Source organism: Candidatus Paceibacterota bacterium (genome assembly GCA_041666545.1).
In the GTDB taxonomy this organism is placed as follows: Bacteria; Patescibacteriota; Minisyncoccia; order Phycocordibacterales; family JBAYGS01; genus JBAYGS01.
In genome coordinates this window covers 52919-65007 of the sequence record JBAYGS010000003.1, presented here as the reverse complement: position 1 = coordinate 65007, position 12089 = coordinate 52919, and the positions used below count along the sequence as shown (strand labels likewise).

Here is a 12089-nt window from a genome sequence, read left to right as displayed (position 1 = left end):
TTTAATTAGTTTGGATATTGGTTAAGTCTGGCGACGGTTTCCTGGTGAATTCGGTCCGCGTCGGCTCCATAACCGTTTCTGTCCAGAAAAGTTGTCAACTCCTTGAGTTTCTCCAGAATTGCCACACGGTTAGTTGCGACCTGATTTTTAAGTCCGTTTGAAAAGTTCTCCTGAAGTTTTGGGAATTCAGTCGCGAAAAAACTTTGAGTGTCGGCGATATGGGCGGTTTTTTGTTCGTCTAGTCTGGTCTGCTTAACTTGCTCGGCTTGGTTTAATAAATCAATTGCCTCTTCCTCAGTTTGGGCTACTTCAATTTTGGCGTTAATGTCCGAGATTTGTCGGTTGGCTTGAGCGTTGGCCAGGCGGTCGGCTTCATTCATCGCTGCGTCACTACCAATCGGTTCCACCCTATGAGAAGTTATGTTCCCAGGGTTTAAAATAGTATTAGGGATGGTGATAATTTGTTTGTTGATTGTCTGGAGGATGAGGTAGGATGCTAGGACCAAAACTAGACCATAAATCGCTTGAGTCCACTTCTCTTTCCCTTCTTGTTTGTCGGTGATTGCGTCGGTTGAGAGATATTGAAAGCCGCCCCAAACAATCATTAAGACGGCCAAGATAATCGCTAGACCGATTACAGTGGAGAAAAACCTAGTGAGATATTCACCAAAAGTGATACCACCGGTGCTGCCAGTAGGAAGCCCTAAAAAAGACGGCTCCAAAGGGATATAATTGACAGGTTCAGCGGCTTGAGCAGTAATGACTGAAGAACTGAAAAGAAAAACCACATAAATTATTAAAAAAGTCTGCCGTAAATTTTTAGACATTTTTTTCATTAGAAGGTTGGGTTAGCACCTTCGCTAGAGAAATTCAAGGTCAAGGTTTGTCGGGCCGATTGATAAATTTTTTGGCTGTTGGTTATTTCCAGGCTCAAAATCGACTGGCCAGTTTGGGCCTTATCATTTCTTAAGGTGACCTCGCCGTTCTCGTTATCTCCTACAATAACACCGTTGAGTTGCCAGTCGTAGGTGGTTTCCAGAGTCGTTTTTTCGTGACCAGAGAAGAAATATGGTTCAGCGGCTAAAGTAATTTCTGAACCGCGTAAAGTAAAGGCAGAGCCCATGGCTTGATGATACATAATGCCGTAGAGCGGGTTGTTCTCATAAAATAAAATACTAGGAGTCAGAGACCTTAATGAGAGACGACTTTCTGCGACTAGTTGACTGTCGGCGGTCATCGCTTGGACACTTATGGTGGTTAGAATTGGCAAGAGCGGGCCGTCAACAATTAAAGTGGATTTGCCATAACCGGAAAGATTGCCCAAAACCTGGTCGTCTTGTTTCCAGGTATAGATTAAATTGCCGGCTGAAATAGTTTTGCCACTCGAATCTTTAAAATTTGGCACCGCAATAATCCTCAAACGGCCCTGGTTGGAGAAAAGGGCCTTGCCTTTATAAAAAGGCGGGGTATAGGTTTGGGCTTCCCACAAAAGGTCCACTTCAGATGGGCGTAAAGCAAAGACTTTGTCGATTGATTCGCCGGTTCTGGCTTTGATGCTTAGGCCAACCGTGGTTAAAGAGCCAACCGCCCCGAGTTTAATTTTGAAAGTTTTGTTGCCGGTCCCCTTTTCCGAGAGCTTGCCGTTTACTGACCAAGTAATTGAAGCTGAATTTAAGTCTACCAAATAACTTTCAACTGAAATCGAAACAGTATCGTAAGCTCTTGGTCGTTCTGGATTTTGAGTGACCGAGAGATTTTGGGTCAAATCGATGGTCTGGGCGGAGGAGAGAGCTCCATTCACCAACAGAAACATCGTGAGAGCAACAAGGATTAGCTTTTTCATAATTAACACTTTCAATTATATCATCAAAGTCTCATTATGTTTTCAAAACTGCGTAATGTTTCAGTCAAATTACCTTATCTTCTGTCCGGAAAAACTCCAGAGGAGTTTTGGTGTAGGTCGTCGCCTGTTTTTATCATTTCTTTGAATTTTTCTCGCCGGCGTTCGTTGCCGGCTTCTACTATATCTGGTCCACCAGGACCAGACTGCAGTTCCGCCAATTTTTCTTCTGGGGTGTCATCGATTGAATCTGGCCCTCGTAAGCTCCTGTCTTTGATTGATCCAGTATCTACGCCACCAAATGCCTTATGGGCGATAGGAGCAGAATTATATTCTTGAGTTGCTGATGTCCCATCTGTATCGCTTTGACCAGAGTCTGGTCCAGACTCCTCGGATTCTTCGCCGTCCTCATCTGCCGGTGTTTCGTCCGGCTTCTCGGATTTACCTTTGGACTTTGAGTGGCCACGTTCCGCCAACTTGCCCACGGCACCAGTTGATTCCTTTAAGGCATTAACCTTATCCTCTGATTTTACCATGATAATTGTCCTGACTACAAAAAATGTCAGGGCCGGCAAAACATTTAATATTGGGACTGCCTCGATTATTATTGAAAACGCCAGCGTACCGGCCTTTTTGCCGATATTTTCACCGTCCAAAAACTTAACTCCCTTTAAAATAAACCAAAAGCCCATAACTAAAAAGCCAGTCAATGAGACCAAATCGCTTAAAACTTGTCCTGCGTAAGGTATAAGATTTACTAGTCCGCCAACTAAATCAAAGAGGAAAAAGGCGGCCGCAATCATCAAGCCGGCAGTAGTGTTGTCGATACGCTCTTTAACAGCCATGTTTAAGAATTAAGCTCGGCGCGAGCCTTTTTGATAGCTAGAATTTGAGATGGGTCCGAAGTGATAATCTGGTCCTCGGTGTATGAAGCGATAGTTTTGATGGCAACATGTTTAAGGCCGACGAAGAAAATCCCTTCCCCGACATCAGATTCCAGAAGTAAATATTTTTCCTCATCTGTTAGGTTAAAGACTTCCTTCAGTCGGTCTATAACGGCCGGTGATTGTTTGAGTAAAATTTGAATTGAGGAGTTGGTGACAATCGGTAAACCGTAAGGCGAACGCAAAAAGTCATCAACATCTTGGGTGATTGTGGCCAGGCCTAAATAATATTTTCGTCCGCGTTTGGCGAGGCTCAAAAGAAACGAGGCGGTATCATCGGATTTCATCATCCACCAAGCCTCGTCAATGACCAGTAGGCGTTTCTTCAGGTGTTTTCTGATGGCATTCCAAATATAATGAGTGACGATGTACATCGCGACTGGTTTGAGCTCCTCCTCCATGTCTCGCAAAGAGAAAACAACAAATTTTTTGTCGATTTCCACATTACTCGGCCGATTGAGGAAACCGGACCAGGTGCCTTTAGTGTATTTGGTGATTCTTTGTACCAACGATTCCCCGCCCTCCATGCCGGCCAAGACCAATTCGAAATCTGAAAGTAGCGGTGGCTCAATATTGGCAAAGTTGGAATCGGGCGAGATGTCTTTCAGGGCGTAGGTTTCGGTAATGGCCCGGTCAATAATCGCGTCTTCTTCCGGGGTAAGCCCACCCATCATGATTCTAAACAAGCCGACCAGGTTGATGATGTTGGAACGCAAAACATCGGCCGGAGACTCGTCTTCGCTCGGCGTCGGTAAATCGAAGGGGTTAATGTGATGTTCGGAAGTTAAGGAAATATTGAAGTATTTGCCACCGGTCGCCTCGGCCATGTATTCGTACTCTTTTTCCGGGTCAATTACGATGACATCGGCGTCAAACATCAGAGTTCGCAAAATTTCCAGTTTAGTCGCGTACGATTTTCCGGCGCCAGATTTGGCGAAGGTAATCGAATTGTAGTTTTCAAGCGAGAAGCGGTCGAAAAGCACCAGACTGGAATTGTGGCGATTAACGCCGTAAAGGATGCCTTTATCTGAAGTTAGGTCGAAAGACACGAACGGGAAAAGACTGGAAAGAGGGGTGGAATTGAGCTTTGAGTGAACCTGGAGTTGGTCGTCGGCAATCGGTAGCGAACTGATATAGCCCTGCTCTTGTTGGAAAAGGGCGGGTTTTACATACACAAGTTTAGACTCGAGAATTGATTTAATTTCTGATTCAATTTTGTCCAACTCATTGTCGTTATCGCCGTAAATGGTGATATAGAGGCCGACATCAAAAAGTTTTTCCTGGGCTTGTTGCAGGCTATCGCGTAGTTGTTCCAAATCGTGATAAGCAGTATCAAGCATCGGGTCTCTCACCAAGCCTTTTGATTCCCTGGCGCTGATCTGGCTCTGCACCTCGGCGACTTTCTTCTGGAATTGGCGCAGAACTTTGACGGTGTCGATTGGGTGCACAAAAATCGAGACATTAAAAACTTTGTCGAGGTTGATGATTGGCGCAAACCAAGATTCCGAAAGGAAACGAGGGTAAGAAATCACAAAAAATGACCGGACAATCTTTTCGCCCAAATTAAGCTCCTTGGGACTGATTTTGAGGGCGGAAGGTGCGATAATATCTTGCAACTCCAAAACTCCGGATTGATAAATTTCCTGTGGCAAAATTGGAGAAATACCTGAGACCGTTTTCTTTTTGGTAAATAAGTTACTTAAGAAACTCATAGGTGTAAATAATCAATAACCAAGAAACAATAACCAAACAAACATCAATAACCAGTCATACAATTATACTATACTTGCTTGTCCTCGCATTTCTTAATAATCGCCGAAAAGATATTTCGCAGTTCAGTCGCTTCCTTAGCGAGGGGCAGTATCACTGGTTTGAAATTAGGATTGGCCGTCTCAATCAAATCAAACCAATGGAGTGTTTCCTTGATTTCCTTGCGGGATATTTTCAAACGGTGGATAAAGTCTCTCTTACCCAGTGAGTCATTAGCTTCACGGTAATTAGCTCCAATAGAGCCGGAAGAACCGACAATTTGTCCCATTAGGCGGTTGTTTATCGGGTCTTTAGGTAATTTCCTGCAAAGTAGGATGGTTTCTTTTGCAAAATCTGTCGTTCGCTTTTCTAAATCAAACTTATGAATCATGGATGTAGATAATCAATAACCAAGAAACAATAACTAAAGTTTTCAGGTTTCTGTTATTGGAGTTTGCTTGGAATTTGTTTCTTGGTGTTTGGTGATTCCAAGTAAAATAGCCACTATTTTACTTGGATCGGTTTTTCGCTCTCACCCGGATTAAAAATTTTGTAGAAAAGCTCGATAACTTCCTCAGTGCCAAGCTGTACCACTCTGATGCCGGATCGAGTCAGCCCTTGGGCCACGACAGAAATTCTTTGGTCGAGCTGGCTCCTGTCTTCCTCGAAGTTTTCCATCGAGGTCTGCGGAGTCACCTTTTCGGTTTTTCGGCCCAGGAGGCCCTTTGAACCCGAACCGAGAACTGATGGGGTGTAAGGAATGACTACAAAAAAGCTTTTGCTCATAATACTGGTGTTTTCGGTAAAATTCTTGATGAACTCGATATATTCTCGGGTCTGGATTTTCATTAAATCCGAAAGCTGTTCTTTGTACCGGCTTTCGAGTAGGGCAATATATGGCCTGATATCTAGTCGGCGTGATTGGATGAAAATTTGTACCGAGAAGTCCAATGAATTCAAAAAGTTTTGGAATTGAGAAATGATAGCTTGCTGTTCATCGGCCGATTTCAACGCAAAATTCAAAGAAGAAGCCAAAAGAATTGCTCTTAAACCGCCATTTTTCAAAACGGCGATGCCGTCTCTGACTTCCTTAATCGGAACAAATCCTTGAGTTGTTTCTGAACTGCTCGCTTTTGCCATAAAGCCATTTTATCATAAAACCCAATAAAGAAGCACCAAATAACAAACACCAAGCTCCAAATAAATCCCAAAACAGAGGAAAATCAAAAAAATATTATGACGATTAGGTCCATTATTTTCCTCGCATGGTCTCGGAAGTCCCAGGGTTCTCAACATTTTTGATGTCCAGGCTCCAGGCCAGATCTTTTAATTTGCTGTCAGAAAGTTTGGGGACATAAAGCCCGGAAACCAGGTCTTCTTCACTGCTCTCCGTCTTCTGGACTACCGGTTTATCTTTTTTCTTCCAAATGTAAAGTTTGTTGCGTAGGAAATATTTGGCCGCGACTTCAATAATATAGGCAAATGGTCTGTTGTTGATCTTATAAAAAGCCAAAGCGATACCAAAGCCCAAGGAGGCAATGATTAGGGGTACGGCCACAAAAATATTAAGGAATCGGTAAAAAATGAAAGCCAAACCAGCGCCACCCAAAAGGTAGATGAACTGTTTCAGGGTGAGAGGCCCAAAAATTTTGTCCTCGATTTCTATGAATTGCGGTGTTTGGAAACGCATAGGAGTTGGTAGTGAGTAGTGGGTAGTGAGTAGTTAGTGAAGTGAGTAAATTAACTTATTTAACATTCGCATGATTTCGTTTAAAAGGTTTTCTATGACAGTATAGCTATTCAAATTACCGAAAGATAGTCTTTTGGCTAATTCCAGCTGAGTTTCCAGTTCTGCTCCAGACCCATAAGAGATGTGTAGAAATTGAATAAATTCTTTCGTCCCCTTCCTGCGTTGTCCTTCGGCGATATTCGATGGGATTGCAATTACGGCCCGTTTGATTTGTGAAGACAAGCCATAGACCTCGTCTCTTGGGAACTCTTTGGTTAAATTATAAATCAAAGTGGCCAGCTCCATAGACTTTTGCCAAACAATCAGATCTTTGTAAGTTTTGACTTGCATTTTAACTACTCACTACCCACTACTCACTACAAACTAGCTTACCGGTTCTCTATACGGATCAACTGTCCCATATTGCTTCTTCAGCATTGAGGGTGGAGTTGGTGGTTTCGGAGCAACTGGCGGCAATTTTGAAGGTTCTGGCTCAATGATTTTAGTTTCTTTAGCGATATGGACAACTTTACTCATTTTATCCTCAAGGATATTTACTCCCATGCTTTCCACTTTTAGTTTTGCCGATGTTTCGAGTGGGGCTTTCGTTATTTCAGGTGATTTTGGCCAAGCGTTGATTTCTGCCGGTGCATTCCCCATCGGTCCGGTCGGCAAGTTGACTGGCGCCGGTGCGGTCGCCGGTTTGCTTTCGCTAAGTAAGGTTTGCTTATCGGCGGTGACTGCTCCGGGTTCCTCAATCCCCTTCAACACATCTTCGTGGTTTAAGGTGGTGGTTGATTCACTGTCCCATTCCGGCTTGATTTCTTTTTCTTGAATTTTCCGGAGCGATTCTCGGATTGGCAAAAAGATTTGCTCGTTTACTTGAGCGACAATCTTTTGAGCGGTTGTTGAGTTGACTCCGAGTTCGTGTTCGATTTCTTTGGCGAAACTCACGGATTTAATGACACCGAGCATTACCAGACCAACCATTTGACCAAGGGTACCCATTTTATCAATCATCAAGCCGTTATCTTTGCCGATTTTTTGAACAGCGTTGGCGGAGTCAACCGAAAACATCGCTTCCTGAACATCTTTTGGCAGGGTTTTATAAATTTCGTTTAGTTTTGTTGAGTCGTATCTCATGTTTTAGGTTTTATGCCCACAAAACACTACCAGGGCCACTATCCATGAAGGTGTGGGTAGGTGTGCCTACAGCACCAAGGTTCAAAATGTGTTGTCTAATTGCGCGACGGTCAGCCTGAGTAATGTCGGGGTTGTTCTGTAGATTTTTAAGCTGTTCTGGTTCCAGGCTCTGAGCAGCGGTTGAGTTGTTAACAAAAATCTTTGGATCAATAGACTTAAACTGGTCCTTGTCTAAATTACTGACAATTCCAGGGATAGCAGCAGGATTGGTTGTTGCGAGATTGGAAATTGACTGGCCCAATCTGGCGTTATCAGCTTTGACCTGTGCCTGAGCTTTAACTTTACGATCCTCCTCGGCCTCCTTTGCTAGTTCTTTTGCTGTTCTTGGTTTTCCAACATCGCCAACAAGACTGCTTATACCCCCACCGGCCATCGTTGTTGCCCTGAGGTCAAAGCTAGACTGGCCGACAGCATTCGTGGCTTTGAGTGCTAACCTGCTGGCGGCGCCAACGGCCCCAGATTTGGCAGCCATACCCTGCGCAAATTTACTGCCGCCAAAAGATTGAGCGACTTTGCCGAAGGTTGTTCTGCCGAAGGCTCCCGCCATCCCAAACGACATCTTGCCGGCCGCCTTCTGTGCCATATCGGCCCCGTGAGCGCCCATTCTCTTGGCAATAATCAAAGAAGAAAGCATCAGGATAATCAGAATTACATAATTCATAATTATCGAGACACTGGTTAAAGCCATTCCTCCGAAAGCGTCGGTAAAAGAGGCACCGGCCGGTACAGGAATCATCGTTTGGATACCTCCGAGAGCCTTCAAAACGACATAGGTCATAACCAAGTAGGCCGGAGCAAAAAATGACTGATTGAAAAGTTGGGTCCACCATTCTTCAGAATAACTTTGGGTTTTGGGTATGAGAGAGCCGATAAAAGCGATTGGTGAAAGAATCATCAGGAGTATCAAAACTACCGTTCGCACGGTAAAGAGAATCGCGGCGGCCGCGAAGACGAAAGCCGCCACCAAGAGCAAGATTATGCCCATTATCATCACGATAATTTTCTTCGAAGCAATACCGGCTGTATCTCGAAGGACACTTTTATCGCCAGAGCCCGGGTCGTAGGTGCTCGAAAGTTGCAAGCCATACATAAATTGGCTCGAGATGTTGTCCAAATAAAAATCTGGGTTAGATATATCAGTAGTATAGTTTGGCCGAATGGCTTTATAAAATTGTAAGGCCACCACATTTGAAGCGTCAATCACTACCCGACTGATAAAGAGGCTGAAGTTGATAAGCAGGGCGACCACAATCAATCGCGTGATTAAATTTTTATCAACCGGCAAGCTGATAATCATTCTAATACCGTAATAAAGGAGGATGAAAATGAAGAAAACATTGGCCAGGTCGCGGAAAATTGTCCAGCCGATAGTGACAATATTAGTTCTCGACAAGAGGGTGGCCAAGTTCAAACTGTAGTAGACAGAAAGGTCGAGCAGGGCGCCGGAGACCCAAGTAATCCTCGCGACTAGCCAGAGGATGATGTAAGTGACCGACGACATAAATTTATCGAAGACTCCGCTTGCCACTGTGCTGATTAGTCCACCCTCTCCACCCGGGGTGTCAGACGAACCTCCGGCTGTAGCCGCCAAAGCATGGTCGGTGTTTATCAGTAAAGGTGAAAAGGCCAAACCGCAAAGGATTACGGCAATCAGGATATATGGCAGATATTTTTTGAGTCTGGTCATTTTTTATTATTGAGTTGCTCCCCAACCGCCTTGGGCTTGTCTGTCAGCAAAAGGGAAGTTGGCACAAGCTTCAATCTTTGTTGAAATACCTGGCGTACCTTGTGGACCTGGTGTTCCGTCCATTAATGTTGCCATCTGAGGACGAACTACGGAGTCGCGTTCGTATTCGGCGTCAAGTAAGCTGTCTTCTCGGTGTAAATCATTTCGACTAGTCAGGGCTTGATATTGGTTTGACAGTTGTTGAGCTTTGCCTAACAACTGGACATTGGCGTTCGCGTCTGCCAGGCTCAAGTCTGCTCTAAGTGAGCCGTCAGCATTGATAAACAACTCATTTTGAGCCAGGGTTGTGTTGATTTCGGTCTGAAGAGCAATTAAACCGGTTTTAATTGTTTGGGCGGTGGCTATGTCTAGTTCAATCGGGGCTTTTAGTGGGGTAATTGCTTGTTGGATTGTCGTCTCGGCGGCGGTCATCCTAGATCGGGCAGTCGCAGCCTCTGTTTGGGTCAAGCCATTGATTAGGGTGTTGCTCTGGACTTGGTAGACCTGTTGGTTGTTGCAGTATTGTCCTTCATATTGTACGTTGCCAATCAAACAGTAGATGCGAGTTTGGGTTTGGTTTTGGGTAATGATTTGTGTGCCGTTTACTTTTTCGTCATAACATCTTCTTAAGTAAATAACCGAATCTTCCGTGGTGTTTAGAATGTTTAAGGATGATATCTTGGTGGCGATGTACCTAATTTCGTTGCTAATCATATTGTCAAGCTCAGCTTTCACACCAGTCATGATATTTTTCAATGAGGCGTTGTCCTGGACTCGGGCAAGGTCTGAAGTTAAGGGTGCTCCTCCACCTGTTGACGCTTGGCTTGCTCCTTTTAGACCCCCTGTGTTACCTACCGTGTTAGGTCTATTTGACCCGCCGCCTGCCACTTGAGTAACCATCTGGACTACCAAGGCATTTACGATTTCATTGAAGTCGTCGGCCAAGTTGAGCTGGTCGATACCGGAACCCAAGGCTTTTTTGAGTTGGTCATTAATCACGCTACCAGGAGTGGCGATGTCACAAGTCTGTTGGCGTCTAACCTGGCCGGCACCGCTGTTTACCGGTCCGACAAATCCCGAGCCGACGGCGTTCGCGGTTGTTCCCGGCAAAGTTGGGCCGACGAAACCGGAGTCGCCCGGCAGAGGGACATCGCGACAATTAGTTTCCCAAGATAGAAAACCGCCACCCCAGTCAAGTTTCTTTGACTCCAAAATTCTCTGGCCGGCGATGCGAATTTCCAATTCGTTTTGTGATTCCAAATAGGCGCCAAAAACATTATTCTGCGGTTGATTGGTGAGAGTCAGCCAACTACCCCAACCACCATTTCTAAAGTTGCCATCGGTAAAACCGGAGACGCTGTTTCTCACATTGTTGACAACGCCGGTAAAAGAACAGGTCACTTTGTCATAGAAAGGTCGATACTTTAAACCTAAAGCCAAACGGATGTCGAGGCGGAAAGGGTCGCAAAGGAAGCCAAGCTCCGAACCTTCGATCAAGTCGCCGGCAATTCGGTCGGCGGTATTGATTAAGAATTGTGTGGGATTGGTGACGAAGGCCGGACTGCCGTTAAAACCAGAGTTAATCCAGTTGACGATGCTCGTTGTCAGTTGGCGGGCGATGCCTTTGGCTACGGTGTAAGCGATGTTGTTTAAAACATAAGTTCTCACTTTCTCGGCATTGGTAGAGAAAGCGGTGGCGGTGTTTTTGACTAAGTTTTTGGCGTCACCTACAGGGACGACACTACCAAGCCCACCTGCATCTTGGGCATTAGCAGAATTCGCCGAAGTCGCGAAAACCATTGGCATTACAAAAGCCAAAACAAGCAACCCGGTAAGGAATTTTTTACCAATTTTCCAAAATGTTTGGGTCATTCTTGTTCCTGTATGGCTAAATTTTAACACGAAAAGGTTTTTAAATAGCTAAAAGTTGCCCACAAGCGCGTTCCCTGGGGCGGTCGGTTCGAAAACGATGCCCTTAACCTGGAAAAAGCTCCTGAAAGCGGTCAAGCTTGATTGCAAAGAGGTGACAGCGCCCTCGTAATTATTGATTCCTGACAAAGCGGCGATCGGGTCAGTAAAGAATTGTCGCAAAGTTTTGATATTAACCAAGACTTTTTCCAAACTATTGATGAAAGCGATGTGGATTGAGATGGCCCCTGTTGGAACTTCTATAGTCAAAACAGCTTTGATCAAATCTTGGTAGCCGGTGATTATTGGGTCCAGCTCTCCGATTTTGTTCTCATCTCCGGACTGGGCCGCTTCGTTTAAAATCGTAATCTCGTTTCGGGTGTTTTTCGGACTAGACGAAATAATGGCCCCGCCAAGCAGGTTGCCATAATTTTTTAAGGCAGCTGCCGAATTGTCTTGGCTCACCTTTAGCTCGGCTGAAGAATGAACTTTAGCAGAAATAGTCGTCTGGTTCTCCGCCAACATACTATTGATAATGATTTCTTGACTCTTTGGGTCCAAAGTCTCACTGCCCTGCTTGAAAGCTAAATAACGGGCAAAAAGTTCGCGCGAGAATTTGTCAGTCTGGCTAAGTTCCTCGTTTGCGGAGATGTTAGTGACTTGTGTGATGTCGTCCGATTTTTGCAAGATATCGTTTGGTCCCTGAATCAAGGGATTTCTTCCGGCCTTGACTTCGTCACTATCATTTGTGCCATCGCCGTCAGTATCAGGATTCATTGGGTCAGTCCCCCAAAGTGACTCTTCCCAGTCTTTCAAACCATCACGATCAGAATCTTTTTCTGTCACCAGACTAGCCACTTGTTTCAAGCCACTGCTATCAGAGACGATATTTTGTTGACTGTCTTTGCTAACGGAGAAATACCAAGTTCCGCCGACAATCAAAAGTGCCAGAACAATGCTTGCCCATAAAGTGAGCCGATTGTTTTTCAT

12 protein-coding genes are annotated in these 12089 nt (G+C 44.8%); all 12 read right to left on the bottom strand.

The annotated features are described in order from the left end of the window. Positions 1–5: 5 nt before the first annotated feature. The 12 genes from WCT25_03215 to WCT25_03160 all read right to left on the bottom strand — a co-directional run bounded on the left by WCT25_03215 (position 6) and on the right by WCT25_03160 (position 12089). Complete coding sequence (locus WCT25_03215) at positions 6–827, bottom strand: hypothetical protein (protein ID MFA6536416.1); 822 nt, start codon at positions 825–827, stop codon at positions 6–8. A gap of 8 nt (positions 828–835) precedes the next feature. After that, positions 836–1843 (bottom strand): hypothetical protein, encoded by a 1008-nt coding sequence (locus WCT25_03210; protein ID MFA6536415.1) that lies wholly within the window; start codon positions 1841–1843, stop codon positions 836–838. Between the two features lie 74 nt (positions 1844–1917). Next, entirely contained in the window at positions 1918–2685 is a 768-nt protein-coding gene (locus WCT25_03205; protein ID MFA6536414.1) for a hypothetical protein, read from the bottom strand. Between the two features lie 2 nt (positions 2686–2687). Then, positions 2688–4496 carry a DUF87 domain-containing protein gene (locus WCT25_03200; GenBank protein MFA6536413.1) on the bottom strand — a complete coding sequence of 603 codons (1809 nt, stop codon included), beginning with the start codon at positions 4494–4496 and terminating at the stop codon, positions 2688–2690. Positions 4497–4564: 68 nt separating this feature from the next. Next, the gene (locus tag WCT25_03195; protein ID MFA6536412.1) at positions 4565–4924 is read right to left on the bottom strand and encodes a four helix bundle protein; all 360 of its coding nucleotides are present in this window, start codon (positions 4922–4924) and stop codon (positions 4565–4567) included. 113 nt (positions 4925–5037) lie between these two features. Continuing rightward, positions 5038–5673, bottom strand: coding sequence for a hypothetical protein (locus WCT25_03190; protein ID MFA6536411.1), 636 nt, complete (start codon positions 5671–5673; stop codon positions 5038–5040). A gap of 112 nt (positions 5674–5785) precedes the next feature. Continuing rightward, positions 5786–6223, bottom strand: coding sequence for a PrgI family protein (locus WCT25_03185; GenBank protein ID MFA6536410.1), 438 nt, complete (start codon positions 6221–6223; stop codon positions 5786–5788). A gap of 33 nt (positions 6224–6256) precedes the next feature. Further along, complete coding sequence (locus WCT25_03180) at positions 6257–6613, bottom strand: four helix bundle protein (protein ID MFA6536409.1); 357 nt, start codon at positions 6611–6613, stop codon at positions 6257–6259. A gap of 33 nt (positions 6614–6646) precedes the next feature. Continuing rightward, complete coding sequence (locus WCT25_03175; protein MFA6536408.1) at positions 6647–7405, bottom strand: hypothetical protein; 759 nt, start codon at positions 7403–7405, stop codon at positions 6647–6649. 10 nt (positions 7406–7415) lie between these two features. Beyond that, on the bottom strand, positions 7416–9152 hold the full coding sequence (locus tag WCT25_03170) for a hypothetical protein (GenBank protein ID MFA6536407.1): 1737 nt from the start codon (positions 9150–9152) through the stop codon (positions 7416–7418). 6 nt (positions 9153–9158) lie between these two features. Further along, positions 9159–11063 carry a hypothetical protein gene (locus WCT25_03165; GenBank protein ID MFA6536406.1) on the bottom strand — a complete coding sequence of 635 codons (1905 nt, stop codon included), beginning with the start codon at positions 11061–11063 and terminating at the stop codon, positions 9159–9161. Positions 11064–11111: 48 nt separating this feature from the next. Continuing rightward, positions 11112–12089 carry a hypothetical protein gene (locus tag WCT25_03160; GenBank protein ID MFA6536405.1) on the bottom strand — a complete coding sequence of 326 codons (978 nt, stop codon included), beginning with the start codon at positions 12087–12089 and terminating at the stop codon, positions 11112–11114.

Bases quoted from the DNA above. Each gene is read 5' to 3' on its own strand.
- WCT25_03160 (MFA6536405.1), bottom strand. From the start codon at position 12,089: ATGAAAAACAATCGGCTCACTTTATGGGCAAGCATTGTTCTGGCACTT.
- WCT25_03200 (MFA6536413.1), bottom strand. From the start codon at position 4,496: ATGAGTTTCTTAAGTAACTTATTTACCAAAAAGAAAACGGTCTCAGGT.
- WCT25_03165 (MFA6536406.1), bottom strand. From the start codon at position 11,063: ATGACCCAAACATTTTGGAAAATTGGTAAAAAATTCCTTACCGGGTTG.
- WCT25_03175 (MFA6536408.1), bottom strand. From the start codon at position 7,405: ATGAGATACGACTCAACAAAACTAAACGAAATTTATAAAACCCTGCCA.
- WCT25_03185 (MFA6536410.1), bottom strand. From the start codon at position 6,223: ATGCGTTTCCAAACACCGCAATTCATAGAAATCGAGGACAAAATTTTT.
- WCT25_03215 (MFA6536416.1), bottom strand. From the start codon at position 827: ATGTCTAAAAATTTACGGCAGACTTTTTTAATAATTTATGTGGTTTTT.
- WCT25_03210 (MFA6536415.1), bottom strand. From the start codon at position 1,843: ATGAAAAAGCTAATCCTTGTTGCTCTCACGATGTTTCTGTTGGTGAAT.
- WCT25_03190 (MFA6536411.1), bottom strand. From the start codon at position 5,673: ATGGCAAAAGCGAGCAGTTCAGAAACAACTCAAGGATTTGTTCCGATT.
- WCT25_03205 (MFA6536414.1), bottom strand. From the start codon at position 2,685: ATGGCTGTTAAAGAGCGTATCGACAACACTACTGCCGGCTTGATGATT.
- WCT25_03170 (MFA6536407.1), bottom strand. From the start codon at position 9,152: ATGACCAGACTCAAAAAATATCTGCCATATATCCTGATTGCCGTAATC.
- WCT25_03195 (MFA6536412.1), bottom strand. From the start codon at position 4,924: ATGATTCATAAGTTTGATTTAGAAAAGCGAACGACAGATTTTGCAAAA.
- WCT25_03180 (MFA6536409.1), bottom strand. From the start codon at position 6,613: ATGCAAGTCAAAACTTACAAAGATCTGATTGTTTGGCAAAAGTCTATG.